General features: G+C 39.7%; 15 protein-coding genes. 13 read left to right on the top strand and 2 right to left on the bottom strand.

The window, feature by feature from the left end:
* Positions 1-71: 71 nt before the first annotated feature.
* Positions 72-602: a transcription repressor NadR gene (locus V4T18_RS05060; RefSeq protein ID WP_332647192.1), complete on the bottom strand. Its 531-nt coding sequence runs from the start codon at positions 600-602 to the stop codon at positions 72-74.
* Positions 603-732: 130 nt separating this feature from the next.
* Between V4T18_RS05060 and V4T18_RS05065 the strand changes: the two genes are divergently transcribed.
* The 8 genes from V4T18_RS05065 (at position 733) to V4T18_RS05100 (ending at position 8,050) form a co-directional block, all read left to right on the top strand.
* Positions 733-1,836: a LysM peptidoglycan-binding domain-containing protein gene (locus V4T18_RS05065; RefSeq protein ID WP_332647194.1), complete on the top strand. Its 1,104-nt coding sequence runs from the start codon at positions 733-735 to the stop codon at positions 1,834-1,836.
* A gap of 6 nt (positions 1,837-1,842) precedes the next feature.
* Positions 1,843-2,676, top strand: coding sequence for a phosphotransferase (locus V4T18_RS05070; RefSeq protein ID WP_332647195.1), 834 nt, complete (start codon positions 1,843-1,845; stop codon positions 2,674-2,676).
* A 311-nt stretch (positions 2,677-2,987) separates the two neighbouring features.
* Positions 2,988-3,608 (top strand): Holliday junction branch migration protein RuvA, encoded by a 621-nt coding sequence (ruvA, locus tag V4T18_RS05075; protein WP_332647197.1) that lies wholly within the window; start codon positions 2,988-2,990, stop codon positions 3,606-3,608.
* A 16-nt stretch (positions 3,609-3,624) separates the two neighbouring features.
* The gene (ruvB, locus tag V4T18_RS05080; protein WP_332647198.1) at positions 3,625-4,629 is read left to right on the top strand and encodes a Holliday junction branch migration DNA helicase RuvB; all 1,005 of its coding nucleotides are present in this window, start codon (positions 3,625-3,627) and stop codon (positions 4,627-4,629) included.
* 17 nt (positions 4,630-4,646) lie between these two features.
* Positions 4,647-5,684, top strand: coding sequence for a tRNA preQ1(34) S-adenosylmethionine ribosyltransferase-isomerase QueA (gene queA / locus V4T18_RS05085; protein ID WP_332647200.1), 1,038 nt, complete (start codon positions 4,647-4,649; stop codon positions 5,682-5,684).
* Between the two features lie 37 nt (positions 5,685-5,721).
* Entirely contained in the window at positions 5,722-6,867 is a 1,146-nt protein-coding gene (gene tgt, locus V4T18_RS05090; RefSeq protein WP_332647202.1) for a tRNA guanosine(34) transglycosylase Tgt, read from the top strand.
* Between the two features lie 126 nt (positions 6,868-6,993).
* Positions 6,994-7,257 carry a preprotein translocase subunit YajC gene (gene yajC, locus V4T18_RS05095; protein WP_332647203.1) on the top strand — a complete coding sequence of 88 codons (264 nt, stop codon included), beginning with the start codon at positions 6,994-6,996 and terminating at the stop codon, positions 7,255-7,257.
* A gap of 151 nt (positions 7,258-7,408) precedes the next feature.
* Positions 7,409-8,050 (top strand): DUF421 domain-containing protein, encoded by a 642-nt coding sequence (locus tag V4T18_RS05100; protein WP_332647205.1) that lies wholly within the window; start codon positions 7,409-7,411, stop codon positions 8,048-8,050.
* Here the strand turns inward: V4T18_RS05100 and V4T18_RS05105 are convergent.
* On the bottom strand, positions 8,030-9,526 hold the full coding sequence (locus V4T18_RS05105) for a putative polysaccharide biosynthesis protein (RefSeq protein ID WP_332647207.1): 1,497 nt from the start codon (positions 9,524-9,526) through the stop codon (positions 8,030-8,032). The genes V4T18_RS05100 and V4T18_RS05105 overlap by 21 nt on opposite strands.
* A 97-nt stretch (positions 9,527-9,623) precedes the next feature.
* Here V4T18_RS05105 and V4T18_RS05110 point away from each other — a divergent pair, with 97 nt between their 5' ends.
* The 5 genes from V4T18_RS05110 to V4T18_RS05130 all read left to right on the top strand — a co-directional run bounded on the left by V4T18_RS05110 (position 9,624) and on the right by V4T18_RS05130 (position 17,313).
* Entirely contained in the window at positions 9,624-9,938 is a 315-nt protein-coding gene (locus tag V4T18_RS05110; protein ID WP_332647209.1) for a post-transcriptional regulator, read from the top strand.
* 279 nt (positions 9,939-10,217) lie between these two features.
* The gene (secDF, locus tag V4T18_RS05115) at positions 10,218-12,485 is read left to right on the top strand and encodes a protein translocase subunit SecDF (RefSeq protein ID WP_332647212.1); all 2,268 of its coding nucleotides are present in this window, start codon (positions 10,218-10,220) and stop codon (positions 12,483-12,485) included.
* A gap of 473 nt (positions 12,486-12,958) precedes the next feature.
* Positions 12,959-14,332 carry a chorismate-binding protein gene (locus tag V4T18_RS05120; protein ID WP_332647215.1) on the top strand — a complete coding sequence of 458 codons (1,374 nt, stop codon included), beginning with the start codon at positions 12,959-12,961 and terminating at the stop codon, positions 14,330-14,332.
* Between the two features lie 118 nt (positions 14,333-14,450).
* A complete protein-coding gene (gene recJ / locus V4T18_RS05125; protein WP_332647218.1) occupies positions 14,451-16,775 on the top strand; it encodes a single-stranded-DNA-specific exonuclease RecJ in 2,325 nt (774 codons plus the stop codon).
* A gap of 25 nt (positions 16,776-16,800) precedes the next feature.
* Positions 16,801-17,313: an adenine phosphoribosyltransferase gene (locus V4T18_RS05130; RefSeq protein ID WP_332647221.1), complete on the top strand. Its 513-nt coding sequence runs from the start codon at positions 16,801-16,803 to the stop codon at positions 17,311-17,313.
* Positions 17,314-17,406 lie beyond the last annotated feature (93 nt).

Genomic DNA, 17,406 nt, shown 5'->3' on the forward strand with positions numbered 1-17,406 from the left:
GTAAACGTTTTTCAAGTTTAAACAGTATCTAGGCGTTCGCGCCGCACGTTCGGGGTCGCTTCCTCAGGAAATTATCCTTCAATTAAATAGCCTTTTTCACGTAGCCTCGCTTCGGCTTGATCAAGCATCTCGGTGCTAGGAGCTGAAATGACATGAAGATGTGTTCCGTCTGTTAAAGCAGAAAGCAGGCTAGCGTTTGATTCCTGCAGACGATTTAAAAATGAGTCCACCTCAAAACGGTTAGAGACCATAATGGACGCCGTAATTTCACCGTAAATCGGATGCTCGACGATAACGTTATTTATCGTAACACCACAATCAACTAACGTATACATTTCATCCTTTGTTTCTTGTGATGAATGCATGCAAACAATTTTTCGTTCGTATGTACGGACGGCTTGTTCGGCCATGTAATAGATATACCCTTGACTCGTCGCAACAATAGGTTCATTTCTTGCCTTTAATAAATTCATATCATTTACGATAACCTGTCGTGAAACATTCGCGTGCTTTGCCATATCTGTCCCCGTTATAGGGCCTTTATGATTTTGTAATAAGGTAAGTAATTCGAGCCGGCGCTCCTCACCTAACATTTTTTTCATGAGATCACCTCTAAATTTGTATAAGGATACTAGTGTAAGCATAGTGTATCACGACAGCACTTATGCGTGAAAATTTTTGTGACCTTTTTTGTATTAGGGCATATGCTATAGCGAGAAAAGGGGGCTATTAATGCGAGTTCATATCGTGCAACGAGGAGATACGTTATGGAAAATCGCCAAAGAATATAAAGTGAGCTTTGACGATTTAAAACGATTAAATGCACATTTAGCAAATCCGGACTATATTGTTCCGGGGATGGAAATATTTTTGCCAAACCAAATGGAAACACCTGCTACGCCGATGGAAAGTTCAAATAAGGCTGGAACGCTACCGAGCAAGCAACATGTAACACCACCGAGTAAAACAGAGACTACTCCACCAAAGGCAGTGGAGAAATGGCAGCCGGTACCGGAAGTGCCTGTAACACCACCGAAAAAAATGCCAGAGATGCCTTTAAAGGTACCTCAGCATATGCCAGAAATGCCTATGAAAGCACCACAACAAATGCCGCAAATTCAACTAGTCGCACCACCACAATTCCCACCAATACAATTAATCGCACCACCACAATTTCCAGGTATGCAAATGACACCACCTATGCAAATGCCAGGTATGCAAATGGTACCACCGGTGGGGATGCCTGGTATGCAAATGATTCCGCCACAACAAATGCCAGGCATGCCAATGGTTCCTCCTCAGCATATGCCAGAAATGGAGAGTCAGGAAGTACAGGAAATGCCAATGATGATGCCACAACAAATGCCATGTATGCCAATGCCATGCCCACCAATGCATGGTCACCATATGCCGATGCCGTGTCCACCAATGCATGGACATCATATGCCGATGCCATGTCACCCAATGTCAGATATGCACCACGGTTGCGCTCAATGGATGCCGATGCAACCGGAATGGATGCCACAGCCAATGCCGTATGGTAATTTTGCGCAGCCATTTATCCCTACAGAAGAAATGGGCATGCAGCAGTTTAATGAGGAGTCTATGACTGAGGATATTAGTGATAATAATGAAAGCGTACAAGAATTTAATGAGGATGCCGACTCTGTTGAATATGCGACACAACAGATGCCGATGGGTATGCCGATGGAAATGCCAATGGGCTCAATGCCATTCATGCCAATGCAGCCATTCCAACCGTATCAGCCTTGCCCAACATGTTCCCAACTCCACCAGTTCCCGTATTATGCACCATGCCCACCACCACAATGGTGATGGCTAATGCAGCTAAAGCGTAATTGCTGGAAATGGGAAACAAAGAGTGGAACATATTTTGTTAAATTTTATGATGAATTATATAACGCTCAGCGAGTGAAAATGATTTATGAAAAATTAAAGAAAATAGAGTTCCCATATTTCGCCCCAATACGATCAAATAGTGCACCTCACTATATTGTACAACGTTGGATTGACGGCAGACAGGCACAGTATGAGCGTAAGAATGACCGTCAGCAGGTACTCGATATGCTACAATGTTTGCACGAAACGAATAACGAAGTAAACTGGGGCGAGGAAATGATTCCAGTTCATAATTTGTCGTATAAATGGTCGGTGCGGTTTGACCGTTTTTTAGCGAATGAGGAAAAGCTTCTTCCCTTATTAAATGATAAATATTATTCAATAATTAATTTAACAGAGCTTGCTATGAAAAAGATGCGCAAAGTGAAAGGGAAGAATGAAAAGAAAACATTACTGCATGGGGATGTTGTTCACCATAATTTTTTACTAAGTGATACACCGAAAATGATCGATTTTGATTTAGCGACTCTTGGAGAACCATCAGATGAAATAATATTATGGTTACATCGTGTACTGCCAAATGTTGATTATGATTTAACGTTACTCTTACAGCAGCATTCTTATACGAGTAAAGCAAAGCATAAGTTGGATTATTTGTTATACCCTAATGAGCTACTAAGAGAATGGCTGTACGTATTGCAGGTAGATGATAAACAGAGAAGTGTTCTTTTAGAATATTTATATCCATTAACAGATCAAACTCTATCGAAATATCCACAGCTTATAAAGCAAATTGAAGCGAATAAACAGAAATAACATAAGATTTATGGTAAAATACATTCGATTAATGATAAATATAATCATGACCGTCAAACATTTGGCGGTCTTTCTTTTGTCACTACAATCAATTTCATCATTTAGATTTTTATCAACATATGCATCGTTCCGCTTCACTCAAATGTTCGTGAGTCTTCTTGGAAAAACTATAGATGGAATATACTCACTTAGCAATATATAGTGAAAGATTTTGGTTCTCTTTAGCGCGAATAGATTTTCTACTATACAGTTGTTCGGGGAAAATGCGAACAATATGATATACTATAAAGGTTGATTGTGAGGGGAAAACAATGTATGACTATTTAAAAGGACAAGTTGCTCGGGTTATGCCGGAATATATTGTTTTAGAAGGGCAAGGTATTGGCTGGCAACTTTATACACCGAATCCATATGCGTTTCGAATCGGTACAGATTTACAGCAAATTTATGTACATATGCACGTTCGAGAGGATGCGCAAATGCTATTCGGCTTTACAAGCTTAGATCAGCGCGAGCTTTTCCGAAAGCTAATTGGAGTATCTGGCATCGGTCCAAAAGGTGCCCTTGCGATCTTAGCAAGTGGTAATCCAGGACAAGTTATTGGAGCAATTGAACTAGAGGATGAGGCGTTCCTAGTGAAGTTTCCTGGTGTAGGAAAGAAAACGGCTCGTCAAATGATTCTAGACTTAAAGGGGAAACTAGGCTCGTTAATGGATGTAGTACAATTACCGAGTGCAGAAAATGAGCTTCCGCTATTTGGCGTTAATCCTCATAAGCATGAGCTAGAAGAGGCGATGCTTGCTCTAGTAGCGCTTGGCTATTCAGAGAGGGAATTAGCAAAGATAAAGCAAACCCTAGAAGATGATGGAGCATTAACGACAACAGACGCTTATATTAAACAAGCATTAAAACTGTTATTAAAGCTAAAATAAGAAAGGAGGAACGAGCATGACAGACCGTATTCTATCTAGCGAATCACACGACTATGAGGAGCAACTGGAGCTTTCCCTACGACCGCAAAAATTAGCACAATATATTGGACAGCCTAGAGTTAAAGAGAATTTAAAGATTTTTATTGAGGCGGCTAAGCTTCGCGAAGAAAGTCTAGATCATGTATTGTTATACGGTCCTCCCGGGTTAGGGAAAACGACGCTTGCCGCAGTTATTGCAAATGAAATGGGCGTGCATGTAAAAATGACGAGTGGTCCAGCGATTGAGCGACCAGGTGATTTAGCCGCTATATTAAGCTCCCTCGAACCAGGGGATGTGTTATTCATAGACGAGATTCACAGGTTACCACGAGCTATAGAAGAAGTACTGTATCCAGCGATGGAGGACTTTTGCTTAGATATTGTTATCGGTAAAGGTCCTGAGGCGCGCTCTGTTCGTCTTGATTTGCCTCCATTTACACTAGTAGGCGCTACAACTCGTGTCGGTGCACTCTCTGCGCCTTTGCGAGATCGTTTTGGTGTGCATTCTCGACTAGAGTACTACGACGAGCAGTCATTAGCAGATATCGTTATTCGAAGTGGAAAGTTGTTTGATGTGAATATTGACGACCAAGCAGCGTTTGAGATGGCACGTCGTTCGCGTGGCACACCGCGTATTGCTAATCGGCTATTAAAACGAGTGCGTGATTATGCGCAAGTAATAGGAGACGGCCGAATTACGATGAGCTTAGTGAAGCAGGCATTAGAGCTGCTACAGGTTGATCCACGAGGACTTGATCATATTGACCATAAATTAGTTAGAGCTCTGATAGAACGATTCGGTGGCGGTCCTGTTGGGTTAGATACGATCGCAGCATCCATCGGTGAAGAAAGAGTAACGATTGAGGATGTGTATGAGCCGTATCTATTGCAAATTGGTTTTATTCAACGGACACCAAGAGGTCGAGTGGCAACGGATATAGCTTTTACTCATTTCGGATACGAACATCCAGCACAAAATTAAAAAAGGAAGAAACCATTGTGAAAGTAGAAGATTTTGATTTTCATTTACCAGAAGAATTAATTGCACAGACGCCTTTACTTGACCGTACAGCGAGTCGCTTAATGGTCGTAAATCCATATAAGCAAGAGGTAGAGCACCATGGATTCTCGCATATTTTAGATGAGCTGAAGGCAGGTGACTGTCTTGTTTTAAATGATACACGCGTACTCCCAGCTCGTCTAATGGGTCAGAAAGAAGATACAGGTGCAAATATCGAGCTATTATTATTAAAGCAAATAGGGGATGATGAGTGGGAAACACTTGTTAAGCCTGCTAAACGAGTAAAGGTTGGGACAGTTGTAACCTTTGGTGAGGGTTTACTAAAGGCTACATGTACAGGTGAACTTGAACATGGCGGACGAACATTTACGTTTAGCTATGATGGTATTTTTTATGAAATTCTAGATAAACTAGGAGAAATGCCATTACCACCGTATATTCGTGAAAAGCTAGATGATCAGGATCGTTATCAAACGGTTTTTGCGAAGGAGCGCGGATCAGCTGCTGCTCCAACTGCTGGCTTGCATTTTACAGAGCAGTTATTACAAGAGATTAAAGAAAAAGGTGTAGAGATTGTCTTTGTCACATTGCATGTAGGTCTTGGAACTTTCCGCCCCGTTAGTGTAAATTCAATCGAGGACCATGATATGCATTCTGAGTTTTACAGTGTAACAGCTGAGGCAGCAGAGACGATTAATCGTACAAAGAAAAATGGCGGACGAGTCATTTCAGTTGGGACAACATCGACACGTACGTTGGAAACGATAGCATCCAAATATAACGGGGAAATTCGCGCAGAGCAGGGCTGGACAAATATATTTATTTATCCAGGCTATGAATATAAAGCGATTGATGGGTTAATAACGAATTTCCATTTACCAAAATCAACGCTCGTGATGCTAGTAAGTGCATTGGCGGGGAAGGAAACGATTCTTCATGCTTATGAGGAGGCTGTGAAGGACAAATATCGATTCTTTAGCTTTGGTGATGCAATGTTTATTCGCCCGAAAAAATAATTTACTAAGTAATAATAACAATGAGAGGAATAATAGAATGACACAACCAGCAATTCGCTATGAATTAATTAAAACTTGTAAGCAAACGGGAGCGCGCCTAGGGATTGTGCATACGCCACACGGCTCATTTGAAACGCCTACATTTATGCCAGTAGGGACACAGGCGACCGTAAAAACGATGTCACCTGAGGAATTAAAGGAAATGAATGCGGGCATCATCCTTTCAAATACGTATCATCTATGGCTTCGACCAGGGAATGATATTGTCAAGGAAGCAGGCGGGCTGCATAAATTTATGAACTGGGATCGTCCGATTTTAACTGATTCTGGTGGCTTCCAAGTATTCTCTCTAAGTCAGTTTCGTAAAATTGAGGAGGAGGGCGTTCACTTCCGTAACCATTTAAATGGAGACAAGCTATTCCTTAGTCCAGAAAAAGCAATGGAAATTCAAAATGACCTAGGCTCAGATATTATGATGGCATTTGATGAATGTCCGCCATATCCAGCAACCCACGAGTATATGTTAGCCTCTGTCGATCGTACAACTCGTTGGGCAAAGCGTTGTAAGGATGCACATAAGCGTCCGCACGAGCAAGGATTATTCGGTATTATTCAAGGTGGCGAGTATGAAGATTTACGTCGTCGTTCTGCAGAGGCTTTAGTTGAGCTAGACTTTCCAGGCTATGCAATCGGTGGTTTATCAGTAGGTGAGCCAAAAGATGTAATGAATCGTGTATTAGAGTTTACAGCACCATTAATGCCTGCGGACAAGCCTCGCTATTTAATGGGCGTTGGTTCCCCGGACTCACTGATCGATGGTGCTATTCGAGGAATTGATATGTTTGACTGTGTTCTACCAACACGTATTGCACGTAACGGTACACTTATGACTTCTGAAGGTCGCTTAGTGGTGAAAAATGCAAAGTATGCTCGAGACTTCTCGCCAATCGATCCAAACTGTGATTGCTATACATGTAAAAATTATACACGCGCATATATTCGTCATTTAATTCGTACTGAAGAAACTTTTGGTATACGTTTAACGTCATATCATAATCTGCATTTTCTTATTAAATTAATGGAGCAAGTACGAGAAGCGATTCGTGAAGATCGTTTAGGTGATTTTAAAGAAGAATTCTTTGAAAAATATGGGTTTAATTTACCAAATGCTAAGAATTTCTAGTAGGAATTGCAGAAATATTATTCATTTCATAGAAAAATTTTAGAAAATGGTATTTCATTTCCCTATTTTCCTTAAATTTATACTATACTAGTGAAGTGATACTTAAGAAAGGGGGGACATAAGCAAATGCAAGGTTTATATCAATTTATTCCGCTAGTTATATTGTTTGTTGCGATGTGGTTCATTTTAATCCGCCCTGCACAAAAAAGACAAAAAGCGACGATGGCAATGCAAAGTAATTTAAAACGTGGGGATCGTGTTGTAACGATTGGTGGTCTTCATGGAGAAATCGATGCGATTGAGGACAGTGCTGTGTTTATCAAAGTTGATGGTAACACGCGTTTAAAATTTGAGCGTCAAGCAATCGGTCGCGTTTTAGATAACGAATAAGAGAATAGTTCCGATGTCTATCGTTAGATATCAAAAAAGCCTACCTTTATGGTAGGCTTTTTTATTTTTGAATAGATAGTAAGGTCGTTGTGCAAACTTGTATTTGAATGTGTATGAACATTTTTTAAATCTGTTAAAAGAGGTGGCATGCATGATCGAATATCTATTAATTAGTGCGCGTACGATTTTTTTATATGTGCTCGTATTGCTTGTATTCCGACTGATGGGCAAACGGGAGGTAGGGGAGCTAAGTATATTAGATGTTGCTGTGTATATATTAATTGCTGAAGTTGCAGCGCTTGCGTTAGATGACGTAAAACAGCCATTTATGCTTGCTGTCTTTCCTATCATCCTATTATTTATAATCCAATATTTAAATGCCCTTTTTATTTTAAAAAATAAAAAAATTCGTGATGTTATCGATGGTGATCCGTCCGTTGTGATAAAAAATGGGGTTATCATTGAAACAGAAATGCGAAAGCAGCGCTACAATTTGGATGACCTCTTTCAGCAACTTCGTGAGCAGGGGATTACTTCTATTCAAAGCATTTCGTACGCATTTTTAGAGCAATCCGGTAAACTATCTGTGTTTCAAAAGGACGGTGAACCGTTTATTATGCCTCTTATCGTCGACGGCTATGTTGATAAGAAGCATTTAAAATTTATTGGTAAAGACCTAACCTGGCTAGAAGATGAGCTCCGTGAACAAGGGGTGCTATCTGTAAAGCAAGTATTTTATTGCTGCTATGAAGGCGGAAAGGTACATGTACAATTAAAGGCGCGCAAAAATTGAACGAACATATCGGAAATCCGTGAGACGAATTTGCTTTGTTAGTACTAAAGCAATTGTTAATAGGACAAACATGATGCAAGTACCTATTAGCATCGTCGTTTTTGGCATGAAAGATACCGCGGTACAAACAACGATAAAGCTCATATATGGTACAACAAAAATACGGAAGCCTATTGAAATTTTCGGATGACTACGAACGGCTGCGATATGTAGAAAAGAGGTTAATAATACACCTAAACCAATCGCCATGATCGCACCAAATTGTTGTAGGAACGGCTGAGCTGCTAGAATGAGCATAAATACGAGCTTGCCAACACCTCCATAGACAGAATTCATCATTGCCACCTTCGCACCATCTGCTGCTTGAAGAATGGCTTGTAATGGACTTTGTATATAATAAAAATAAAAAATCGGCGCTAAAACCTTCATATAGCTGTGAGAATCCTTTAAATGAAACAGTTGCTGTGCGAGCTCGTCACCGTATAAGAAGAAAAAGGTTGCGGCATAACAGCCAATTAGTGAAGATAGCCTCAATGAAATCGTAATTCGTTCGTTTAATAATCGTGAATTATTCATCGCAACAGCATTACTTACTGCGGGAATTAACACTATTGCAAGAGCAGCTGGAATGAAGGATGGGAATAACAGTAGTGGAATATGGACACCGGATATAATTCCATATAGGGTCGTTGCAGCAGATGCTGATATACCGGAAATCGTTAAAGCCTTTAAAAAAATGATTGGCTCTAAAAACCATGTAAATGTACCGAATAATTTACTGCCTGCAGATGGTAATGCAATTCGGAATAGTGGTGCAGTTGGATAGCCTTTATTCGGATTTTTTGCTACCTTTTTACGGAAGATATAGTGCAGGTATAAGAAGATGAACGAGCTTAATTCACCGATAGCTGTAATACCCATTGCATAAGCAGCAGTCTTTGAACTTGAATCAGTTACTACATATGGTAGCAGTACTGTAATAAGGCTTATCCTAATCACTTGCTCAAGAAGTGTTGCCCAGGCAGTAGGTGTAATTTTTGTTAAGCCTTGCAGATAGGCCCTTACTAAGCTAGAGTACACAACGATTGGAACTGTACAAATGGCAACGATTAATGGATAGCGAGCCTCCGGATTTTGTAATAATTGATCTGAGATGATGGGCGTTAATAACGTTAATAACGGCAGAATCACAAGTATAGCTATGGTTGAAAGCCGTATCGATGTTTTCATAACGGCCTCGGTATCCGCAATTTTTCCTTTCGCATGTAACTCTGCTATTACTTTTGTGACAGCGATTGGTAAGCCGAGCTGTACGACAGAAATGAAAAAAATGTATGCAGGGAAAGCGGTCATATAAATACCGACTACTTCCTCACCTGCAATGCGCATAAATTGCATGCGGTACACAAAACCGAGTAGCTTTGATAAAAAAATGACAATCATTAAAAAAAATGTACCTTTTATAAATGAGGCCATGGGTTAGTACAATCCCTTCTCTTTTTTGACAAATTCATATACAATATTTGTATGCAAGGACAGCAACCATTAAAACTAAACGTAAGGGTGGATTGTTATGACAATTCCGCATGAACAGCTTTTTAACAAAGTACAGCTTGTATTACAAAGTAAGATCGATGAATTTAAGTACTTTAAATATGACGTCATTACGATCATGGAGCTATGGGATTACTGTGTAGAGAAAAAGTGGCGAAAAATGAAAATTGAAGAAATACCGTTGCACGATATTGTATCGACCATTTTTTCTATTACGCCTTCTGAAGTTTTGGGGCACTCACAAATAAAAGAATTTAAAGTGAACCAAACATTAGTAGAAATTAATATGGAAGAATTCCGGGAGTTATTAGGACCTAAAAAGAAGGATGAATAAATGGACCAAGAAAAGATATGTACCGTTTGTCTTCATTTGACAGTAGGCGTATCGTGTTTCATAATAAGCTTATCTCATGTGTTTTAGACAAATTTTTTCAGTATTCATCATCGACTATAGCTATCTAGTAGATGTGCAGAAAGCCGTTTGTCCCTATGAAAATGAAAAAATGCAGTATCGTAGTGGATTTTTCTTGTGCTACATAAGTAAGGGGGAGAGCGCAGTGGGTTGCGCTCTTTCTAGTGTGCGTATTGCACACAATTCGAGGAGGATTTATAGATGAAATTAGTAAACCGTATAATTACTTTCATACTTGTAGTCGCTTTACTGTTCACGGGTATGGGTACAACGGTTCAAGGAGTTTTAGATAAGGTAAAACTCGGCTTGGATTTACAAGGTGGATTTGAAGTACTTTATGAGGTAGAGACGTTAGATGATTCGGAAGTTACGCAGCAAATATTAACGGATACAACAAATGCGTTAAACAATCGTGTTAATCAGTTTGGTGTAAGTGAGCCAAGCATTGAAGTAGAAGGGGAAAATCGCATCCGCGTACAGCTTGCTGGTTTGGACGATCAATCCTCAGCACGAGAGCTCCTATCGAGTACAGCTGAACTAACATTCCGTGATGTAAACGATAAAGTGCTTTTAGATGGAAATGATTTAAAAGAGGGTGGCGCAAATGCCACATTTCATGCGAAGAACAATCAGCCAATCGTCACATTAACGTTAAAGGATGCTAATAAATTTGCAGAGGTAACGGGAGAAATTTCTGCTCGTCCCGATGGTGAAAATCTTTTAGTCGTATGGCTTGATTTTGAAGAAGGCGTCGATTCTTATGCGGCAGAGGCGTTAAAGCCGAATCCTAAATTTGCTTCAGCTGCATCTGTAGGGGAAGTAATTAATTCTACTGATGTAGAAATTTCAGGTAGTTTTACAGTAGAAGAAACGAAAAGCTTAGCTAGTGTGCTAAATGCAGGTGCGCTACCTGTTAAATTAACTGAAATCTTTTCGACTTCTGTAGGTGCACAGTTTGGGGAAGATGCTTTAAATAGCACCGTTCTCGCTGGTGTTGTAGGCGTATTAGCTATTTTTGTATTTATGCTATTGTATTACCGTTTACCTGGTTTTATTTCGGTTATTACACTAAGTGTGTTTGCGTATTTAGTGCTAGTCGTGTTTAATGGCATAAATGCCGTATTAACCTTACCAGGTATCGCGGCTATTGTTCTCGGTATTGGGATGGCAGTAGATGCGAATATCCTAACAGCAGAGCGTATTCGCGAGGAGCTTCGCATTGGACATACCGTTAAAGAGGCGTATAAGCTAGGCTCTAAGCAATCATTGTCTGCAATTATCGATGCACAGTTGACAACCTTACTTGCTGCAATCGTGTTATTCTATTTTGGTACAAGCTCTGTAAAAGGATTTGCAACGACACTAAGTATTTCGGTGGTGCTAAGCTTTGTAACAGCCGTTTGGGGTTCACGTATGCTACTTGGTTTACTTGTAAACAGTGGCTACTTTAATAACCCGGCTTGGTTTGGAGTGGCTCGTTCTAAGCAGCATAAGCCTGAAGAGGAAGTATCAACTTTAGATTTAACAACAAAATTCGATCGTTTTAATTTTGTTGAAAATCGTAAAAAATTCTACACATTCTCATTCATTATTTTGCTCCTTGGTTCTGTTATTTTAGGTATATTCCGCCTAAATTTAGGTATCGACTTTGTAAGTGGAACACGAGTTGATATTACGGCAGACAAAGCGATTACACAGGAAGAAATGATTCAATATTTAGATGAAATCGGTCATCCAAATGAAGATGTTATTATTTCTGGTGAGAAGCAAAATATAGCAATGGTTCGATATGCTGAGGATTTCACTCAACAAGAAACATTAAATATTAAAGCGCAAATTAAGAAAGATTTTGGAGAGGAACCTAACGTAAGTACGGTGTCTCCGGTAGTTGGTAAGGAACTTGTTAAAAATGCGATTTATGCATTAAGCATTGCCGCTATTGGCATTGTTATTTATGTAGCTTTCCGTTTTGAGTGGCGTATGGGCGTAGGTGCTATTGCTTCGCTACTACATGATATATTCTTTATAGTTGCGATATTTAGCTTCTTACGTTTAGAGGTAGACATTACATTTGTCGCAGCAGTGCTAACAATTGTTGGTTACTCTATTAACGATACGATTGTTACGTTTGACCGTATACGTGAAAATATTAATCGCCATGAGAAAATTACGACGAAGGAAGAGCTTGCATCTATTGTGAATAAATCACTTCGTCAAACGATGGGACGTTCTGTGAATACGGTATTAACTGTAATTATCGTCGTTATTGCACTTATTGCGCTTGGTGCACCGTCGATTCAAAACTTCTCGATTGCGTTACTAATCGGTTTAGTAACAGGGATGTATTCTTCTATTTGTATCGCAGCCCAAATTTGGTACTCATTAAAAGTACGTGAAATGAAGAAAAATGATGGCACAGTAGTGAAAAAAGAGAAAAAACAATGGGGTTCAGACGAGCCAGTTGTATAAGAGGAAAAGGAGTGTCGATATTCGGCGCTCCTTTTTTTGTGAGTTTGGATTTTGAGTAGTGGTTCAATAGGGCGCTCCCGCTTTTCTAGTCTACAGTTGTCACGAGGCATTGACAGAATAGGTTCACTAAAATACAATTATTGTATATTAATGTAAAATATTTTAAAATCAAAAAACTAAATAGTTCATCATCGTAAGGCGGGGTTGCTATATAAGCATCGCACACTAAACTTCGAGCGAACGCCCCCAGGAATTTAGGAACGAAGGCAAAACCGTCACATCCTGTGACTACGCCTTCGTGACCAACGTCGTGTAGCTGACACTTCGCTTTCGCTACACAAAACATCTGTTGTTCTCTGGCGCAACGGAAATCAATCTCAAGTTATGGTGAAGAGCCAAATAAATACTTCTAAGTGTGTTTCAATTTTACATGCTACATGACTTTTCTAAATTGTCCCTAAGGAGCTGATGGTATGTATCGTGTTGGATTTCGAACGGTAGTTAAGAAAATGAATGGTGATTCGATAACACCTATTTTAATTATTCGTCGTTTGCAAGGGCAACGTAAGTTTTTATTAGAAGGTTCAAGACAATTTCAAGGTAGTGGTGATTATACATATATTGGGGTAAACCCGCTAGTATCGGTAGTCGGTTCGGGTGATCAATTAGTTGAGACAAATCATTATACAGGAAAAACAACAATACATAATGGAGACCCACTTGGAAAATTAAAGGAAATTATGCCTGAGTTTAGTAATGATCTTGAATATCCTTTTATAGGTGGGGCTATCGGGTATGTAAGCTATGATGGGATGAGTGGTGGTTCTAGTAAGGAATGTGAAATTAACATTCCGGATATTGTATTTGATTTTTACGATTCTATTATCATTTTTGACCATAAAACGGAAGAAGTAATTTTTATACATCACGAAATCCAGCGTACCTTTGAAGAAGCGAATATCGATTCGCTAATACATCAAGTGTTTCTGTCAAAAGAAGAAGAGAGCGGTAGATTTGAGTTGTCTCCGTTTGAAAGCAGGATGACAGAGGCGGAGTATTCAAAGCTAATAAAGGCGGCGCAGCAATATATTAAAAGCGGTCAAGTGATTCAGCTCGTCTTATCAAAACGTTTAATAGCGAATTTTAGTGGAGATTCCTTCGCATTGTATCGAAAGTTAAGGAAGGAAACACCTGCACCTTCTATGTATTACTTTCAATACTCAGATTATGTCATCGTAGGGGTATCGCCTGAAAGTATTGTCAAAATTGATGGCAGTCGCGTCGTTATATCTCCTGTCACCGGTGCAAAGCCACGTGGTGCAACACCTCGTGAAGATATGAAGGTTGAATTAAATTTACTGCAAAGCGGAAATGAAGTAAGTGCTCATAATATAATGGTTGATACGTGTACACAAGATTTAGAAAAGATCTGTTTGCCAAATTCGATTCGATTAATCGATTATATGAAGCCAGTTCAGTTTAAACATACCATTCGATTAACTACGGATATTGAAGGAACCTTACTTCCGATGTCGCATCCTATTGATGCACTGCGGGCTTTATTACCACCTGCATCTTCTAGTGGTGTACCGAAAATAACCGCAGCTCAAATTGTTAATGAGATTGAGCCTGTAGCGCGTTCATTTTATGGTGGGGCAATCGGGTATTTTAGCTTGAACGGCAATGTGAATTTTACCTTACTGCAGCAATCGATGCTTATAAAGGATCAACGTGCCTATATTCAGGCTGGTGCTAATGTTTTAACCGATACGATAGAAGAAGAGGCTATTGTTGAAACACGAAAAAAAATTAAGGCATTCTTATCAATAGACAACACGAATGAATAATCTATTCGGTAAATCAGTGTTAATGCTGATTTGCCGTTTTTTTTTTTACTTCTTGGATTTGATTTTTACCTTTCAATAAAAAACTCGGTATAATGAACAACATAAGGAAGTGATAGTAATGATAGATTCATCTAAGAAATGGATTGTACAGCATCCTGATCCGGAAACCGTAAAAGAGTTACAGCAGGGGCTAGGAATTTCATCAATTGCTGCAAAAATTCTAGTAGCTAGAGGTTATACGGATAGCAATGAAGCAGCTACTCTCTTAAAAATGGACGACCAACAATTGCACAATCCATATCTTATGCACGGGATGAAAGAAGCTGTCTCACGTATTGAGCAGGCTATAAATAATGGTGAAAAAATATTAGTGTACGGAGATTATGACGCCGACGGAATCACAAGCACGACAGTTATGCTAAACGTGCTGCTTGATTTAGGAGCAGATGTCGATTACATGATACCTAACCGCTTTACACACGGCTATGGACCAAATGAAGAGCTATTTAGAAAGGCTCATAAACAGGGAGTGCAATTAATACTAACTGTCGATAATGGAATTAGCGGAATAGAGCCCATACGAGTTGCAAAAGAGCTTGGAATGGACGTAATTATTACCGATCATCATGAAGCTGGTGAAATATTACCAGATGCAAACGTTATTTTGCATCCTCGCGTTCCAGAGGGACATTATCCATTCGGTGAACTGGCTGGTGTAGGGGTAGCATTTAAATTGGCACATGCTCTTTACGGGGAAATACCCCAGCATTTATTCCAATACGTAGCGATTGGGACGATAGCTGATTTAGTTCCATTAAAGGGGGAAAACCGTTACCTAGTCCAACAAGGGATTAAGTATTTACAGTCCTCTCAAAATCAGTGGGTTAAAGCTCTATGTGAAGTTGCAGGTGCAAAGCAAGCCGAAATTGATGAAGAGACAATCGGCTTTTACTTTGGACCTCGCTTAAATGCAATCGGTCGTCTTGGCGATGCTACGCCAGGCGTGCAATTTTTAATGAGTGAAGATAGAGGAGAGACTCTTGAGCTTGCCAAATTACTTCAAGCAAAAAATGTAGAGCGTAAGGATATCGTCAATACGATTACGGATGAAGCGATAGCGATCATTGAGGAGAATACTAACATAAAAAATAGTGTTGTTCTCGTTGTAGCTAAGGAAGGATGGAATGCGGGGGTTGTGGGCATTGTTGCATCCCGTTTAGTTGAAAAGTATTATAAGCCAACGATTATTTTATCGCTAGACGAGGAGAAGGGGACAGCAAAAGGGTCTGCTCGCAGTATTGAGGGCTTTCATTTATATGATGAGCTAGCAAAAAATCGTGATATACTACCACATTTCGGTGGGCATCCAATGGCAGCGGGTATGACCTTGCGTATAGAGCATGTGGATGAGCTTCGAGAGCGATTACATAATCAGGCACAGGCCTGTCTGACAGATGAGATGCTGATGCCGAAGCTAGCTATTGATGTGCCTGTAGAGCTAAGCGAGGTTACAGTAGAGGCGATTGAGGAAATTCGTCGTTTAAGTCCGTTTGGAACCGAGTTTGCGAAACCCGTTTTTGCCTTGGAAAATGTAAAGGTTACTTCGATGCGTCGAATTGGTGCTGGAGAAACGCATGTGAAAATGGAGCTAGAGGATGCACATGGAAGTATTGACGCGATTGGCTTTCATAAAGGTTATCTTTCCAATGAAATTTCATATGGTGTGAATGTTTCTTTTGTTGGCGACCTACAAATCAATGAATGGCAGGGCAAAAAAAAGACGCAGTTGATGATTCAAGATGTTCGCACGGATGAATGGCAGCTCTTTGATTTTCGTGGTAAAAGCCAGGCTGCTAATTGGCTCGCAAAAATTCCTATTGAGAGAACAGATTTTATTGCGTTTCAAGAAAAGACTGTCCAAAAGTATGAGAGCATAATTGGTAGGCGTATTCATTTTGTGCAGGACGAGTCAGCATTCGAAACGATTGGCTCTTACATCGTACTCCTAGATTTACCAACTAATGTGGAATTACTTGAAAATATGCTTACAGGAATTGACATAAAGCGAGTGTACGTCCATTTTTACACGCCAGATTCGCAATATTTTAATGGCATGCCTACGAGACAGCACTTTAGCTGGTATTATGGATTTTTAAAGAAACGTCCGACATTTAACTTAAATGCGCATAGGGATGAATTATCACAGCATATCGGACTAAATACAGACGTAATTAATTTTATGACAAAGGTGTTTTTTGAGCTCGGATTTGTTAAAATAGAGGATGGCTTGACGACCGTGCTTGATAATGCGCCAAAACGTGAATTATCAGAGGCACCATCGTACAAAATGCGTTCAGAACAAATTGAATTAGAGCAGAAGTTACTCTATGCAACTTATATAGAATTAAAGCAATGGTTTAATGAACGACTGAAGAGTTGCTAACGCTTCTCAAGGAGGAAAATATATAATGGATTTAAAGCAATACGTTACAACAGTGGAAAACTGGCCAAAAGAGGGGATTAGCTTCAAGGATATTACAACAATAATGGATAACGGACCTGCCTATAAATATGCAACGGACGAAATCGTAAAGTTTGCTAAAGAGGTAGGAGCTGAAATTATTGTAGGTCCTGAGGCGCGCGGCTTTATCATCGGCTGTCCGGTTGCCTACTCACTTGAAATTGGCTTTGCACCTGTAAGAAAGCCTGGTAAATTACCACGAGAAGTAATTAGTGCAAATTATGGTCTAGAGTATGGTCAAGATACATTAACGATGCATAAGGACGCTGTTAAGCCGGGACAAAAGGTATTAATTTGTGATGACCTATTAGCAACAGGAGGAACTGTTGAGGCAACAATTCGTTTAATTGAGCAATTAGGTGGCGAAGTAGTGGGCTGTGCATTTTTAATCGAGCTACAAGAATTAAATGGTCGCGAAAAAATTGGCAACCACAAAATCAAAACATTAATTCAATACTAATTTACTGTGACTACCTTTCTTTCGGGGTAGTCATTTTTATTTATTTAGCTCTTAAGTTGAAAACTCTTCAAAAAAGTGTCACAATTATAGATT

Source organism: Lysinibacillus sp. 54212, from assembly GCF_036662795.1.
In the GTDB taxonomy this organism is placed as follows: domain Bacteria; phylum Bacillota; class Bacilli; order Bacillales_A; family Planococcaceae; genus Lysinibacillus_B.